At 41.0% G+C, this 16,233-nt stretch carries 19 protein-coding genes; 2 read left to right on the forward strand and 17 right to left on the reverse strand.

Going from position 1 to position 16,233, the window contains the following annotated elements:
* Positions 1-65: 65 nt before the first annotated feature.
* The 17 genes from EL171_RS08125 to EL171_RS08205 all read right to left on the reverse strand — a co-directional run bounded on the left by EL171_RS08125 (position 66) and on the right by EL171_RS08205 (position 14,418).
* Positions 66-422 (reverse strand): hypothetical protein, encoded by a 357-nt coding sequence (locus tag EL171_RS08125; protein WP_005385439.1) that lies wholly within the window; start codon positions 420-422, stop codon positions 66-68.
* A gap of 148 nt (positions 423-570) precedes the next feature.
* The gene (gene atpC / locus EL171_RS08130) at positions 571-978 is read right to left on the reverse strand and encodes an ATP synthase F1 subunit epsilon (protein ID WP_005385437.1); all 408 of its coding nucleotides are present in this window, start codon (positions 976-978) and stop codon (positions 571-573) included.
* 3 nt (positions 979-981) lie between these two features.
* On the reverse strand, positions 982-2,406 hold the full coding sequence (gene atpD / locus EL171_RS08135; RefSeq protein WP_005385435.1) for a F0F1 ATP synthase subunit beta: 1,425 nt from the start codon (positions 2,404-2,406) through the stop codon (positions 982-984).
* An 18-nt stretch (positions 2,407-2,424) separates the two neighbouring features.
* The gene (gene atpG, locus EL171_RS08140; protein WP_005385433.1) at positions 2,425-3,279 is read right to left on the reverse strand and encodes an ATP synthase F1 subunit gamma; all 855 of its coding nucleotides are present in this window, start codon (positions 3,277-3,279) and stop codon (positions 2,425-2,427) included.
* 3 nt (positions 3,280-3,282) lie between these two features.
* On the reverse strand, positions 3,283-4,821 hold the full coding sequence (gene atpA, locus EL171_RS08145; protein ID WP_005385431.1) for a F0F1 ATP synthase subunit alpha: 1,539 nt from the start codon (positions 4,819-4,821) through the stop codon (positions 3,283-3,285).
* A 16-nt stretch (positions 4,822-4,837) separates the two neighbouring features.
* The gene (gene atpH, locus EL171_RS08150) at positions 4,838-5,389 is read right to left on the reverse strand and encodes an ATP synthase F1 subunit delta (protein ID WP_005385429.1); all 552 of its coding nucleotides are present in this window, start codon (positions 5,387-5,389) and stop codon (positions 4,838-4,840) included.
* Between the two features lie 4 nt (positions 5,390-5,393).
* Positions 5,394-5,891, reverse strand: a complete 498-nt coding sequence (gene atpF, locus EL171_RS08155) for a F0F1 ATP synthase subunit B (RefSeq protein WP_005385427.1) — start codon at positions 5,889-5,891, stop codon at positions 5,394-5,396.
* Between the two features lie 18 nt (positions 5,892-5,909).
* Positions 5,910-6,137 (reverse strand): F0F1 ATP synthase subunit C, encoded by a 228-nt coding sequence (gene atpE / locus EL171_RS08160; protein WP_004695064.1) that lies wholly within the window; start codon positions 6,135-6,137, stop codon positions 5,910-5,912.
* Positions 6,138-6,160: 23 nt separating this feature from the next.
* Positions 6,161-6,859: a F0F1 ATP synthase subunit A gene (gene atpB, locus EL171_RS08165; protein ID WP_005385425.1), complete on the reverse strand. Its 699-nt coding sequence runs from the start codon at positions 6,857-6,859 to the stop codon at positions 6,161-6,163.
* Positions 6,860-7,033: 174 nt separating this feature from the next.
* Positions 7,034-7,402 carry a hypothetical protein gene (locus tag EL171_RS08170; protein ID WP_005385424.1) on the reverse strand — a complete coding sequence of 123 codons (369 nt, stop codon included), beginning with the start codon at positions 7,400-7,402 and terminating at the stop codon, positions 7,034-7,036.
* Between the two features lie 10 nt (positions 7,403-7,412).
* The gene (locus EL171_RS08175) at positions 7,413-7,607 is read right to left on the reverse strand and encodes an AtpZ/AtpI family protein (RefSeq protein ID WP_005385422.1); all 195 of its coding nucleotides are present in this window, start codon (positions 7,605-7,607) and stop codon (positions 7,413-7,415) included.
* 1 nt (position 7,608) lies between these two features.
* Positions 7,609-8,751 carry a non-hydrolyzing UDP-N-acetylglucosamine 2-epimerase gene (gene wecB / locus EL171_RS08180; protein WP_039968966.1) on the reverse strand — a complete coding sequence of 381 codons (1,143 nt, stop codon included), beginning with the start codon at positions 8,749-8,751 and terminating at the stop codon, positions 7,609-7,611.
* A gap of 55 nt (positions 8,752-8,806) precedes the next feature.
* Entirely contained in the window at positions 8,807-9,958 is a 1,152-nt protein-coding gene (locus EL171_RS08185) for a glycosyltransferase family 4 protein (RefSeq protein ID WP_005385419.1), read from the reverse strand.
* Positions 9,959-9,990: 32 nt separating this feature from the next.
* Positions 9,991-11,349, reverse strand: coding sequence for a PFL family protein (locus tag EL171_RS08190; RefSeq protein ID WP_005385418.1), 1,359 nt, complete (start codon positions 11,347-11,349; stop codon positions 9,991-9,993).
* 8 nt (positions 11,350-11,357) lie between these two features.
* Positions 11,358-11,633 carry an ACT domain-containing protein gene (locus tag EL171_RS08195; RefSeq protein ID WP_039968964.1) on the reverse strand — a complete coding sequence of 92 codons (276 nt, stop codon included), beginning with the start codon at positions 11,631-11,633 and terminating at the stop codon, positions 11,358-11,360.
* 134 nt (positions 11,634-11,767) lie between these two features.
* Positions 11,768-13,405: a phosphoglucomutase gene (locus EL171_RS08200; protein WP_005385414.1), complete on the reverse strand. Its 1,638-nt coding sequence runs from the start codon at positions 13,403-13,405 to the stop codon at positions 11,768-11,770.
* 83 nt (positions 13,406-13,488) lie between these two features.
* Positions 13,489-14,418, reverse strand: a complete 930-nt coding sequence (locus EL171_RS08205; protein WP_039968962.1) for a YitT family protein — start codon at positions 14,416-14,418, stop codon at positions 13,489-13,491.
* Positions 14,419-14,623: 205 nt separating this feature from the next.
* On the opposite strand from EL171_RS08205, the gene ispE reads away from it, so the two are divergent.
* Positions 14,624-15,520, forward strand: coding sequence for a 4-(cytidine 5'-diphospho)-2-C-methyl-D-erythritol kinase (ispE, locus tag EL171_RS08210; RefSeq protein ID WP_005385410.1), 897 nt, complete (start codon positions 14,624-14,626; stop codon positions 15,518-15,520).
* Positions 15,517-16,209: a GntR family transcriptional regulator gene (locus EL171_RS08215; protein WP_005385408.1), complete on the forward strand. Its 693-nt coding sequence runs from the start codon at positions 15,517-15,519 to the stop codon at positions 16,207-16,209. The genes ispE and EL171_RS08215 overlap by 4 nt, the downstream gene beginning before the upstream one ends.
* The last annotated feature ends 24 nt before the right edge of the window (positions 16,210-16,233 follow it).

The raw sequence follows: 16,233 nt of genomic DNA on the forward strand, positions 1-16,233 counted from the left end.
AATAAAAAGACCGTTAAGCAATTGCTTAACGGTCTTTTTGTATTCACCTATTAATGATACATAACTTAGTGAATCAAGCCGATTAATCTAAGTTGATGCTCTGTAAAACCAGCATTTCTTAAAAGTGCAGTAAATGAACTACGGAAGGAATCAGATAAATCGCTTACGTAATAAATTGAATCATCATCTTTTGCACTTGCCGTACTTGTATTAGTAGTCGCAGCATATTTAGCATTATTAGCTTCATTTTGTTTAACCATGTTAGCTCTAAAAGCATCATTTGTAGGAGTTTCTACTGGTGGGCGAACCGAGTCAGTATATTTATAACCATAAGATGCGTCTACATGTGTTCCTAGTGTAGATGCACCAAAACAGCATGCTAATACAGCAAAAGCAATGAAAGATTTTTTAGATACGTTCATTAGAAAACCTCCAAATTAACACAATAAGTCATTAAATTTAAATGACAAATTTTAGTATAAGCAGATGACCTTAATGTTAGATGAGTGTTTCCTATAAACAAAATGAAATTCTATAGAAAAAGGCTAGCCCTATGGCTAGCCTTTCATTTTATAGTTGTTTAGTTACATGCAAGCGCAATAATGCACGTTGCAATGCTGCTTCTGCGCGTTCTACATCAATATCTGGTGTAGGATTGGATAACCTACCTTCTGCACGTTCTTTAGCTCGACGAGCACGTTCCACATCAATAGATGATGGATCTTGGCAGTCTGGAGTTACAATACTCACCTTATTATGTTCAATTTCACAGAAACCACCAAATACTGCAAGTTCACGAGATGTTCCATCTGGTTGATCTATGCGTAACGGTGCTAAATCTAATGCAATAATCATAGGTGCATGATTTGGCAAGATACCAAATTGACCATCAATGGCTTTACCTACAAAGAATGTAGACTTACCTTCAAAGACAATCGCATCAGGTGTAATGATCTGTAGGGACATAGGTTCCGCCATGGATTATTCCCCCTTCTCTTGCATTTCCTTTGCTTTTTGAACGGCTTCATCAATGGTACCAACCATGTAGAATGCACCTTCTGGCAAATCGTCATGTTTACCATCAAGGATTTCTCTAAAGCCTCTCAATGTTTCGGACAATGGTACATATTTACCAGGAGAACCAGTAAATACTTCTGCTACGAAGAATGGTTGACTCAAGAAACGTTGAATCTTACGAGCACGAGATACAGTCAATTTATCTTCGTCAGACAATTCTTCCATACCAAGAATTGCGATAATATCTTGAAGATCACGATATTTTTGCAATACTTCTTGTACGCCACGAGCTACTGTATAGTGTTCTTCACCAAGTACATGTGGGTCCAAAATACGGCTTGTAGAATCGAGTGGATCTACAGCTGGATAAATACCAAGTTCTGCAATGGAACGAGACAATACTGTTGTTGCATCCAAGTGAGCAAATGTCGCAGCTGGAGCAGGGTCAGTCAAGTCATCGGCTGGTACGTATACAGCTTGTACGGAGGTAATAGAACCTTCTTTGGTAGATGTAATACGTTCTTGTAAGGCACCTACGTCATTAGCCAATGTAGGTTGGTAACCTACGGCAGATGGCATACGACCTAAGAGGGCAGATACTTCAGAGCCCGCTTGAATAAAGCGGAAGATGTTATCGATAAACAAGAGTACGTCTTGTTTCTTCACATCACGGAAATACTCAGCCATTGTAAGGCCTGTAAGACCTACGCGCATACGAGCCCCAGGTGGCTCATTCATTTGGCCATATACAAGAGCTGTTTTGTTGATAACGCCGGACTCTTTCATTTCGTTCCACAAGTCGTTACCTTCACGAGTACGTTCGCCTACGCCGGAGAATACGGAGTAACCACCATGCTCTGTGGCAACATTGTGAATCAATTCCATAATCAATACGGTTTTACCTACACCAGCACCACCGAAGAGGCCGATTTTACCACCTTTTACATATGGTGCAATAAGGTCAACGACCTTAATACCTGTTTCCAAGATTTGAGTATCTGGAGAAAGGTCATCAAATTTAGGTGCTGGACGGTGAATAGGCCATTTTTCATCGGCTACAACTGGAGCTGGATCATGGTCTACAGTTTCACCCAATACGTTAAAGATACGACCCAACACGCCTTCGCCTACAGGAACGGCAATTGCAGCACCAGTATCTTCAGCATCCATATTACGGGTCATACCGTCAGTAGAGCTCATCGCAACACAACGTACAGTATCGTCACCTAAGTGTTGCATAACCTCTACTACAATTTTTTGTCTATCATGTGCCTTATGATCATGGTAGATGTTGATGGCGTTGTAGATGCTTGGCAAATGACCAGCATCGAAGCGCACGTCTACAACTGGACCAATGACCTGCACAACTTTACCAATATTATTACTCATCGACAGATGTCTCCTTATTTATTGCAAGGCATTAGCGCCACCAACGATTTCAGAAATTTCGTTTGTAATGCTAGATTGACGTAACTTGTTATATTCAAGTCCTAAGGAATCAATGAGTTCCCCTGCATTATCTGTAGCAGATGTCATGGCTGTCATACGAGCACCCAATTCACTTGCTGCAGATTGCAACAATCCATTATAAACAGTAATCTCTAAATATTTTGGTAGCAACGCCTCCAAGACAGATACAGCAGATGGCATGAAATCATACTCTTCGCCCTTTACCTCATCTTGTGGTTGCTCTATTGGCAACAAGCGCTCAGCCTGTGCAATTTGCGTCATAGAATTTACAAAACGTGTATAGATCATGATGACTTCGTCAACTTCATGACGTTCGTATAGTGAAAGCGCTTCATGCATAATAGCACGGGCATGTTCATAAGAAGGTTTATCAGAGAAGCCCGCATAGGACTTATCGATATGAATTCCTCTAGATTTCATACTGTCTCTAGGCTTTTTACCTGCCGTGATAACACGGTATGTATCGGAAGATTTACCATGCAATTGTTCCATAGTAAACTTCAATACATTAGACGAGAATGCCCCTGCAAGGCCCTTATCAGCACCTACTACGATATAGCATGTGCGTTTTATAGGGCGTACCTCTAACAAAGGACTGCTAAAGCCTTCTAAATCACTATTAGACATATGACGCAAGATTTGCCCAATCTTCTCTGCGTAAGGACGTGTAGATTCCGCTTTTGTTTGTGCCCTACGAAGACGAGCTGAAGCAACCATCTTCATCGCTTTTGTAATTTGTTGCGTATTGGTAACACTTTTTATGCGTTTTCGCAAATCTTGTGCACTAGCCATACATTACGCCTCCTTATGAGACACTAATGTATGCGTAGAACCAAATGCTTCTACACATTCTGGGATTGCTTGCTTCAATAGATTTTCAGTATCTTCATCAATTTTCTTAGACGTTTCAATATTCGTGATAATTTCAGGATAGTTAGCTTTCACAAAACGTAAAAGTTCAGATTCAAATGATAATACATCAGCTACTTGAATATTAGCTAAGTATCCTTTTGTACCAGCGTAAAGATTGATAACCATTTCTGCTACGCTCATAGGTTCATATTGACCTTGTTTTAACATTTCAGTCAAACGTTCACCGCGGTCTAATTGTGCTTTAGTAGCCGCATCAAGATCAGAACCGAACTGTGCGAAGGCTGCCAATTCACGATATTGTGCAAGGTCCAAACGCAATTGGCCTGCTACTTGTTTCATCGCTTTAGTTTGTGCACTACCACCTACACGGGATACGGACAAACCTACGTCAACAGCTGGACGGATACCAGAGTAGAACATATCTGTCCCCAAGAAAATTTGACCATCAGTGATGGAGATTACGTTTGTTGGGATGTATGCAGATACGTCACCCGCTTGTGTTTCAATGATTGGCAACGCTGTAATAGAACCACCGCCAAGTTCTGGTGAAAGTTTAGCAGCACGTTCTAATAGGCGGCTGTGTAAGTAGAATACGTCGCCTGGATACGCTTCACGCCCTGGTGGACGGCGTAATAATAGAGACATAGCACGGTAAGCAGCTGCTTGCTTAGTTAAGTCATCATATACGCAAAGTACATGTTTGCCTTTGTACATGAAGTATTCACCCATAGCAACCCCTGCATACGGAGCAATGTATTGTAATGGAGCACCTGTAGAAGCACTAGCAGAAACGACGATTGTATAATCCAACGCACCTGTTTCTTCTAATTTTTGTACTACACGAGCTACGGTAGATTCTTTTTGACCAATCGCTACATAGATACAAATAACATCTTTACCTTTTTGGTTGATGATTGTATCAAGAGCGATTGCAGTTTTACCAGTACCACGGTCACCAATGATGAGCTCACGTTGGCCACGGCCAATTGGTACCATTGCATCAATGGCTTTCAAACCAGTTTGCAAAGGTTCATTTACGGATTGACGATCCGCAATACCAGGAGCTGGATGTTCTACAGGACGACGTTCTGTCGCTTGAATAGCACCCTTACCATCGATAGGCTGACCCAACGGATTTACTACACGACCAATAAGTGCATCACCTACTGGTACGTCCATAATTTTGCCAGTACGGCGTACTTGGTCACCTTCTTTAATCAAGAAGTCATCACCCAATAGTACGGCACCAACATTATCTAATTCTAAGTTCAAAACCAAGCCATATACGCCGTGTGGTAACTCTAACAACTCACCGGCCATGGCTCTTTCAAGACCATAAATATGGGCGATGCCATCCCCTACGTCGAGAACAGTACCCACGTCATCGACATTGAGGTCAACATCATAGTCCTGAATCTGCTGTTTAATTATAGCAGTGATTTCTTCAGGCTTCATTTTCATATATACCCATTCACCCCTATCTAATAGAGTTCGTTCTTAATAAAGATTTTTCTAATTCTTGCAAGCGACGAGATACAGAGCCATCAATGCGTTTATCCCCTACTTGAATGATAATACCACCCATAATGGAAGGATCTTGACGCACGGATAGAATAACATCTTTGCCCGTTACCTCTCGTAATTTAGCTTGTACAGATGCTTCTATATCAGCTGTGATTGGTTCTGCTACAGTGACAGTAGCTTCTAGAATACCACGAGCTTCGCGTGATTTCTTAATAAATGCCGCAATAGTCTGCTTTATATAGCGATCACGACCACGTTTAATCATCACATAAATAAAATGCAAAGCAACCTTATCGAGACTAGATTCAAAAATTTTACCAATCAGCTTAATCTTTGCATCTTCTGTAACAGTTGGATTTTCAAGGAATGAGCTTAATTCAGGTTGCTCATCCATTACAAATGCTACATAGCCTAATTGCTCCTCCATGAGATCCAACTTATTTTGTTCTTGAGCTAATTCAAACATAGCTGAACTGTATTTATCTGCTACAATTTCTATGCTCATCGTATCACAACCCTATCGTTTTACTATCAAGTTGACGAATAGCGTCTTCGATCAATTTCGTATTAGTTTCGCTGTTCATATCTTTAGCAACAATTTTACCAGCCATAGCTACAGATAAGGAAACAACTTCATTGCGCAAGCTGTTCATAGCACGATCACGTTCAATGGCAATATCTTGACGAGCACGATTTTTTTCTTGTTCAATTTGCTCGCGAGCTGTTGCTAATTGTTCACGTGTTGTATTTTCTGCTTCTTGAATTGCTTTTTCAACAATTTTTTGTGCCTCTACACGAGCATTAGAAATTTGAGCTGCATAATCAGCTTTAAATTCCTCTGCTTCTGCACGAGCTTTTTCTGCAGCTTCTAAGTCTTTAGCAATTCGTTCTTTACGTTCTGTCATCATAGCCAATAATGGTTTATATGCAAAACGAGCCAATAGCCAAACTAATATAAAAAAGTTCAACATTTGAGCAAGAATCGTTCCAAGGCTTAAGTCAACCAAGGTTATTCCTCCTCGTTATTATCTGAATAACAAAATAAATGCTACTACTACACCGATGATAGGCATCGCTTCGATCAAACCAATCGCTACGAACATTGTAGACATCAATTGACCACGTAATTCTGGTTGGCGTGTAATACCTTCGATTACTTTGCTAGATACAAGACCATCACCGATACCTGCACCAATGGCACCACAACCTACTGCGATTGCTGCTGCTAATGCGAATAAACCTTGAGCTTCCATAATATATCCTCCATATAAAATAATTAATGTTCCTCACTAAGAGCCATCCCCAAGTAGGAGGCAGTAAGAACTGTGAAAATAAAGGCTTGAATAATACCGATAAATAAACTAAAAGCAATCCAAACCCATGGTACAGGTACAAACCAAGGCAAGTTATACAATACTTCTAACAAAATTTCACCAGCTACGATATTGCCGAATAGACGGAAAGCAAGTGTAACTGGTTTTGCAATTTCCTCAAAAATATTAAGGATTAGCAAAGCCTTATAAGGTTGTACAAAATGATTGAAATAGGATAAGCCTTTAACTTTAATCCCCATAACCCATACCACTAATGTGCTACATAGAGCTAATGCAATTGTAGTATTAATATCGGATGTTGGTGATGTTAAAGCCTTAAACGTTGGCATTAAACCCAGTTCGTTCCCTACAAAAATAAATAAGAAAAACGTAAATAACAAGGAACTTACCATCGGCCAATGACGACCCAAGTTCGGAGCTAGCTGCCCCTCTAAGCCTTCTAATATAGCTTCCACTATATTTTGCAAGCCTACAGGCACCAATTTACGTCCTCGGGTGGCCAATACTGTTACCAGTATTACAATAGCCATAGTAACCCATGTAGCAATCAAGGTATCAATATTAAATGTTAACCCCAACCACTGCACGACCTCATGGTGTCCCGCATGTAATTCCACGTTCTCAACCCCTTCCATAGTCATAATAAAAACCTTATATATTTACAATTAATATAAATATATTATATATGTATCATCATACATCGTTATAGATATATAATCAACACTTACAAGGTAAACAATTCCAATTACTCATAATCACATTGTGTATAACGCATTATCGGTATACACCTATCATTCTTACTGCTACTTACGGGGTCAGAAATGCCGACTAAGCCACCAATACACCACATATAATGCCGGTTGTATGAGTGCAATACCTATAAACATGCTAACAGCTTCAACGCCAGGTATTTTTAATCCTAAGACGACCAAAGAGCCTACTAACATAAGACGCCATATCATCTGCCTGCGAGCTTTACGTACGGCTTTATAAGGGTCTCCTGACACAATAGATTGTCCATGCAAAGCCAAGCTAAGCAAGTAGAGTACCATTATAAAAATGCCCCAAAGCCATCCCCATAGATACACTTCTAAGCCACATAAAACTTGTATTATACCGCCTAAAAAGGCAATAAAAAAACAAGTTAGTAGCACACGCACTATGAATTTAATATATTGATTCATATATACCTCACTACTTAACTTGTTTATATAACATATAAAAGCCTGTTATAGCTCCAATAAGACCAAATATAACCATACATAATGGTTCAGTTCTAAACCAACCATCTAGTATATATCCAATCCCAATAAAGCCACCTATACAGAAAACGAGTGTGAGCCCCGCCGATGTTGCCATGACGAGGGCTTTCACAAGGTCCTTATCCATATTATTTACCAAAACGTTCAGGACGATTAGGATCGCCTAAAAATTCATGGCGCAACGCTTGGATGATGCGTTCAGATGCTTTGCCGTCACCATATGGGTTAACGGAATTAGACATCAATTTATAAGCCTCTGCATTGCTCAACAATTCATGAGCTGCTGCATGTACAGCGTCTTTGTCAGTACCTACAAGGCGCACAGTACCAGCTTCAACAGCTTCTGGGCGTTCTGTAGTATCACGCAATACGAGAACTGGTTTACCAAGAGCTGGTGCTTCCTCTTGAATCCCACCAGAATCAGTAAGAATCAAATAGGATTTAGCCATCAAATTAGCAAATGGTTCGTAATCAAGCGGGTCAATTAATGTAACACGTTCTACAGAACCGAGTTCTTCTTGTACAACTTGGCGAACTTTAGGATTCTTATGTACAGGGAATACCACTTGAATATCTTTAAATTCATCAAGCAAATCGCGAATAGCTTGGTATACATGGCGCATAGGCTCACCCAAGTTTTCACGGCGATGTGTAGTAACAAGCACTGTACGTTTTTCAGGATCTAATGCATTGATAGCAGCATCATCAAACACATAATTTTCTTGTACTGTTGTATCAAGGGCATCAATAACCATATTGCCTGTTACATACAAATGGTCTGTATTTATATTTTCTTTTTTAAGATTACTTTCAGAACTAGCTGTTGGTGCAAAATGATATGTCGCAATAGAACCAGTCAACTTGCGGTTCATCTCTTCTGGGAATGGAGAGTAAATATCACCAGTGCGAAGGCCTGCTTCTACATGGCCTACAGGAATTTCTTGATAGAAGGACGCCAAAGCACCTGCAAAGGTAGTTGTAGTATCACCATGTACAAGAACCACATCAGGTTTAGCTTCTTCTAATACATCTTTAAGGCCCATCAATGCACGGTTTGTTACATCGTACAATGTTTGACCTTGGCTCATAATATTCAAGTCGTAATCAGGGGTAATATTAAACAAGTTTAGTACTTGATCGAGCATATCGCGATGTTGTGCCGTAACGGTTACAATCGGTTCCATATCCGGTGCTGCTTCTAATGCTTTTACAAGAGGAGCCATCTTGATAGCCTCAGGTCTTGTACCAAAGATTGTCATAACTTTTAACATAGTTGCCTCCAACATAGTAGGATAGAAAAAATGGGGCGCCAAGCGCCCCACATGGTTATTTCTTATGGGAATCCTCGGATTCCTCTAAAGCTTTTGCCAATTCTTCACGATCAAAGGAAATAGTTTCATCTGAATCGCTGCGTTCAATTGTAGGACGTGGTAGTGGATGACCTGCCGCATCACTGTGAGTAATAACACCAAGGCGACGAGCCACATAAATACTACCTAAGAAGATAACGAGTACTAATGCGATACCAATCCAAGCATTGACCTCTGCTACGATGACGGATACGCCACCAAAGAGAGCCGTTACAGCATACATCATTAGCACCGCTTGCTTTTGAGATAAGCCTTGTGCTAACAAACGATGATGCACATGGCCTTTATCAGGCTTGAAAATCGGACGACCGCTGATTTTACGGCGTACGATAGCAAATAATGTATCGAGAATTGGTAAGCCTAGCACGATTGCTGGTACTACTAATGCAATAGTAGCCGCCGTTTTAACGGCTCCCATTACAGAAATAGCGGCTAATGTATAACCAAGGAGCATAGAGCCCGTATCACCCATGAAGATTTTCGCTGGGTTAAAGTTATACCGCAAGAACCCTACTGTTGCACCTGCTAGTGCCAATGAAATACAGGCAAGGTCAGTTTGACCAAGTTGTAATGTCATAGCACAAACAGCAATACAAGCAATAAAGGAAATACCTGCTGCCAAGCCATCAAGTCCATCGATAAGGTTTACGATATTCGTAAAGCCTACAATCCAGAAAATAGTCAATGGAGCAGCCCAATATTTAAGATATACTACACCACCCCAAGGAAGGTTGATAAAGTCTACGCGAATATCGTAAGCTACCAAAATAGCTGCTGCTATAATTTGGCCCATCAACTTAGTCTTTGGCTCAATTTGTTTAATATCGTCCCAAATGCCAACAAGCACAAGGATAACGGTACCAAGTACAAAGCCAAATAGTTTATGGTCATGTGGGATAGATCCATTAAAGAGGACCGACCCGACATAACCGAGAAAGATTGCTAACCCACCAAGTCGTGGAATAGCACCATGATGTACCTTGCGGGCATCAGGTTTATCTATTGCCCCAACAGCAACGGCAAAGCGTTTCACCAAAGGGGTAAGTGCAAAGGTTATGATGAGCGCCAGAGCAAAGGCCCATACATAATCGAGCACATAATCACTCATAAGACACCTCCAACAACTGGGTTAAAACAATATTAGTTCGTTAAGCTACGAATAGGTGCAGGAATACGGCCACCACGTGCGATGAACTCAGCTGCACTATATGGACTCACTTCAATAATTGGAGCATAGCCTAACAAGCCACCAAACTCAACAACCTCGCCTACTGTTTTACCAGGTACAGGAATTACACGAACCGCAGTTGTCTTATTATTAATCATACCAATAGCAGATTCATCAGCAATGATTGCAGAAATTGTATCTGCTGTTGTGTCACCAGGAATAGCAATCATGTCAAGGCCCACAGAACATACGCATGTCATAGCCTCTAATTTATCGAGGGATAAACTGCCACAAGATACAGCATCAATCATACCCGCATCTTCAGATACTGGAATAAATGCACCACTGAGACCGCCTACGTGAGAAGATGCCATAAGGCCACCTTTTTTCACTGCATCATTAAGCAATGCAAGTGCTGCTGTAGTACCGTGACAACCACAAGAGGATAAGCCCATTTCTTCAAGAACGTGAGCTACCGAGTCACCTACAGCTGGTGTTGGTGCCAAGGACAAGTCAATGATACCGAATGGTTTGCCAAGACGGCGAGATGCCTCTTGTGCTACCAATTGGCCTACACGAGTAATTTTGAAAGCAGTGCGTTTAATTGTTTCTGCTACAACATCAAAGGATTGACCACGTACAGATTCTAGTGCGTGTTTTACAACGCCTGGACCAGATACGCCTACAGAAATGGCACTATCACCTTCAGTTACACCAAAGAAGGCACCCGCCATGAACGGATTATCCTCTACAGGGTTACAGAAAATAACGAGCTTAGCACAACCAAGCGCATCATTATCCTTTGTAAGTTCTGCTGTTTTCTTAACGATGATACCCATGTCGCGAACTGCATCCATGTTGATCCCCGTTTTAGTAGAGCCCACACCTACAGAGCTACATACGATATCTGTAGTTGCCAACGCTTCTGGAATGGAATCAATCAAAATGCGGTCAGCACGTGTAGCACCTTTTGTTACAAGAGCAGAGAAACCGCCGATAAAGTTTACACCTACTGTTTTTGCAGCGCGATCCATCGCTTCTGCAATAGGAACATAGGATGTTAAATCACTACCACCAGCCACTAATGAGATCGGTGTTACAGAAATACGTTTGTTAATGATAGGAATACCAAACTCGCGCTCAATAGCCTCACCAGTAGACACAAGGTGTTCTGCTTCTTTCGTAATGCGATCATAAATACGATCACACAACTCTTTACCAGAGCTAGATGCACATTCAAGCAAGCTAATACCCATTGTAATGGTACGTACGTCAAGCTTGTTATCATGAATCATCTGATTCGTTTCTAAAATATTGTCGATAGATAACATAGTGCCTCCTATCCTACACGGTGCATGCTTAAGAAAATATCAGCATGTTGTGCACGGATTTCAACACCAAGTTCTTTACCGAGTGCATTCAAAGCATCTTGAATAGATGTCAAATCTTTCACATCTTCAGACTTTGTTTCACACATCATAATCATATTGAAAACGCCATCAAGAATGGTTTGATTTATAGACATAATGTTTACGCCGTGGTTAGCAAGTACAGTACTAACCCCTGCAATGATACCAACGCGGTCAACGCCGACAACGGTAACAACTAATTTCATAACATCACCTTTTCTGAGCACTACAAACTATTTGCCCCATATAGGGTATTCAATAAACTATATTAATATATTATATCACATTTATTAATTTTCTACGGTGAAATCTTCATGAGTTTTCATGTAAAAATAGTATTTTACACTTCGTCGGATAATGCAGCCGTTACGATAGCCTCTCCTGCTGTCAATAACGCGACTAAACCTTTATCCCCTTTATAGCTTTCACCATAAATTTTATACAAATCCTCTGTACCGGACGGACGCGCTACAAACCAACCTGTTTCAGTTTCTACGCGAACCCCATCGATGGGCATATCCTTGTATAAGGATGTAGTGCGTATATTAGTAATAGCGTCTCCATCTACCTCTGTAGCCGTAATGGAACTTGCATTCAACTGTTTCAACTTAGCCTTTGCTGCCTTTGTACAAGCCGCATCAATGCGACCAAATCGTGGGTCACCACAACCTTCAACAATATTATTGTAGAGGCGATCAACAGTTGCGCCCATAACGGCATACATTTCCATTGCTAGAAGCGCCATTACCATGCCGTCTTTATCGGTAGTCCATACGGTGCCGTCCTTTTTAAGGAACGATGCGCCTGCAGATTCTTCACCGCCGATACCAATCTCACCATCAAATAATAAAGAGCTAAAATATTTAAAGCCTACCGGAACCTCATAAACCGGAATGTCTTTAACAGCCGCCCATTTATCAATCATAGTGGTACAAACAACGGTTTTACCTACCCCTTTATCTGTCCAACCACGGGTTGTAAACAAATAATCTGCAGCAACCGTAAGGAACGCATTAGGAGAAGCAAGTCCCTCTGCAGTAACGATACCGTAGCGATCATAATCAGGGTCATTGCCAACAGCGAGATCATAATTGCCAATTTGTTTAGTTACATCCGCCATCGCATATTCAGAAGAACAATCCATACGCACCTTGCCATCATGGTCATAGGTCATAAAGCTAAAGGTTGGATCGTACTCATCATTGATAATATCCATATTAAGATTATACCGCTCTTTAATAGCACGCCAATAACCAAGGCCACTACCACCTAATGCATTGACAAGAACCTTAGGTTTAGCACTTTGAATGGCCTCCATATTAATAATGGAGGATAGTTCTTCAACATATAAGCCCTTATAGTCATAAGGCACCTGTTGGTCTGGTTCAATATTATCAATACTAATGCGTTTGAACCCTTCTAATTCACAATAAGCACGAACGTACTCATTGGCGCGGGTTTCAATCCATTTTGTAATCAACGTATCTGCAGGGCCACCGTTGGTAGCATTATACTTAATGCCCCCATTATCTGGAGGATTGTGAGATGGTGTAATAACGATACCATCTGCTTTTTTATCGTTACTTTCATTATATCGAATGATTGCACGAGACACAGATGGCGTTGGAACAAAGTCCATATCCGCATCAACCATGGCAGTCACACCATTACCAGCAAGTACCTCAAGCACTGTTACTAATGCAGGCTGAGATAAAGCATGTGTATCTTGGCCCACAAAAATGGGTCCTGTCGCACCAAATTGACCACGACCATCACAGATTGCCTGTGTAATAGCCGCTACGTGTAAATCCGTAAAGGTACCATTTAAAGAGGTACCACGGTGGCCTGATGTACCAAAGGATACGAGTTGTGTCGGATCAGTTACATCTGGCGCATTGTCAAAATAGGCATCTACCAGAGTTTGTACATCTATAATATCTTGTTCTTGTACAGGCGTACCTGCTAATTTATGAGCCATAGGAACCTCCTAATCTCAAATGTATATGTCATTCATAAAATATTATATTTACACATGATTAAGATGAGATGACAAATACTTACTTATTGATTGTGTACAATCTCTGTATTGTCCTCTTGTGTAGTACTCTTATCTTTCAACTGTTCACATACTTCAGTCGGTATAATAGGCTGCGTAAAGCCTTGACCAATAACCTCTTGTGCATCGGTTATCAAGATAAATACATCTGGATCGGCCTCTTGAATAACCTCTTTTAATTTATTTACTTGCAAGAGATTAACGGCTACCATAACGATTTGCTTTGGCGTCCGTGTATAGGCACCCACACCATTAATAATAGTGGCTCCACGGCCAACCTTTTTGATGATGCATTCGCAGACATCATCGGTACGATAGGTAATGATGAAAGCTACCTTTCGTTGATTAAACCCGATAACCACCTTATTCGTAATGATGGTATACACATAGACACTAATAAGTGTGACCGCTACGGCTTCAAGGCCAACAACACCAATTGCGGCAACAAGAATGGCACAGTTTATGGCACTATTAATGGACCCCATTTGAAGTCCATAATATTTGCGTACAATGAGTGCAATAGGATCAAGCCCACCTGTGTTACCGCCTACGCGGTACACAATGCCAAGACCTACACCAGTAGTAATACCAGCCATCATGGAACTCAACAAAGGATCCTTAATAATCATGTCATATTGTAAGAAGTTAAATAAATCAACCATCCAAGACAGCATCAATGTGCCATACAAGGTTTTGATAACAACACGGGTGCCCAGCCACTTCCAAGCAGCCCAGAATATAGGAATATTTAAAATCATATTCCAAGAACCAACGGATAAGCCCGTTACATAATACAAAATCAAGCCTACCCCACTAATACCAGTACTCACCAATTTGTGTGGCAATACAAAGGCATCAAGGCCGGCACCAAATATGGCACATCCAAGAATGACCATAAGGCTTTCATAGATAACACTTTTATACTTAGCGAACATAGCTTCCTCCAAATTGCCATTTCACTATAAATATTCTATAATGAACTAACTAAAACATACGCTATTTACAATACATTTAGTAATAAAACAATATGCGTATACAAATTCATCATAAACCACTTAATGGTTATTTTCAATCACTTTATAAGAGTATAAAATAAACATATAAATTGCATATATTCTGTATGTTACAAACGAGGCTATCATGAGTAAAAGTTTTGAGCAACTCGGTTGCAGTAAAATCAATATTGGACTTGCTATTACGGGCAAGCGTGAAGACGGATATCACGATATCGACTCTATCTTCCAATCCATTCGCCTTAGCGACTCCATTTATTTTGCGAAGCATCATTCCGTAGTTTTCTCCGGTGGCGCTCCAGAATTACCTGAGTATATGCAAAAATTAGTTACTTACGGGGAAGAAAATCTTGCCCTCAAAGCATTACGGGCACTACAAGCTTATACCGGCTGCAAAGCGGGAGCTGCCATTCACCTATTAAAACGAGTACCTATTCAAGCCGGTCTTGGCGGTGGTAGTGCTGATGCGGCAGCTATGTTAGTAGGTCTCAATCGATTCTGGGACTTACGACTCACCCAAGAGGAACTTTTACAAATTGGTGCTACTCTTGGATCCGATGTGCCATTCCTATTGCAAGGTGGTACAGCACGTGGCACGGGGCGTGGTGAAATATTAACGTACGGAAAATCTCCAGATCCACATTGGTTATTGTTAGTAAAGCCAAGGGTATCTGTATCAACTGCAGCTGCTTATGGTCGCTTCACAAATAAGTCCGTAGCAACAAAACAAACCATCGATACAGTCCAACAACACTTAGAAAATAATGACTTAAAATCAGCATTCCTTACTAGTGCTAATACATTTGAAGAACTACTCTTCCCTGACCATGAAGAACTTGTCATTTGTAAAGAATTCTTCACTAGTCGTGGGTATCCAACGATTATGACTGGTAGTGGTCCTACAATGGTGGTATTGCTGGATAAACCAATGGAAGCATTACAACTGCAAGAAGAGATCAAAGCAGCAGGCCATGATTGGCTATCGCTCATTACAAAAACATGTACACAGGAGGACTTACCATGACAAAACGGTTACAACCAATACGCTTAGATGCGTATAAACCTCTACGCGAAGTCGTAAGTGAAACATTACGTCAAGCCATTCAAGACGGCGTGTTAAAACCGGGCGAACGCCTTATGGAAATCCCTCTAGCTGAAGAACTCGGTGTGAGCCGTACACCAATTCGCGAAGCCATTCGTAAGCTTGAGCTCGAAGGTTTTGTTGTCATGGTTCCTCGCCGTGGTACATATGTAGCCAATATATCGTTAAAGGATATTACTCAAGTATTCGAAATTCGATCTGCCCTAGAAGAACTCGCAGCAGGCCTTGCTGCCGAACGCATAACCGAAGAGGAAATCGAAACACTAGAACGAATGCTCGTAGAGATCGGCGACCATATGGAGAATAAAAATATGGAGTCCGTCGTAACAGCAGACGTAGAATTCCATGAAGTACTATATCGTGCATCTCGTAACGAACGTTTAGCAGATATCGTACACAACTTGCGGGAGCAAACCTATCGATTCCGTAGCTTCTCTATGAATCAACCGGGCCGACTAAGAAAAACATGGGAAGAACACCGTCAATTGGTAGAGGCCATTGCTTCACATAATGCTACTCAAGCTCGTAAGTTAGCAAGAATTCACATGGAACATTCCGAACAAACCTTATTACAAGGTATGGAGGAATCACCGGAATTCACTAAAGCTTAAAGAAACATCTTAGTTGCTATACAA

Origin of the sequence: Veillonella dispar (assembly GCF_900637515.1) — a bacterium.
Classification (GTDB): Bacteria; Bacillota; Negativicutes; order Veillonellales; family Veillonellaceae; genus Veillonella; species Veillonella dispar.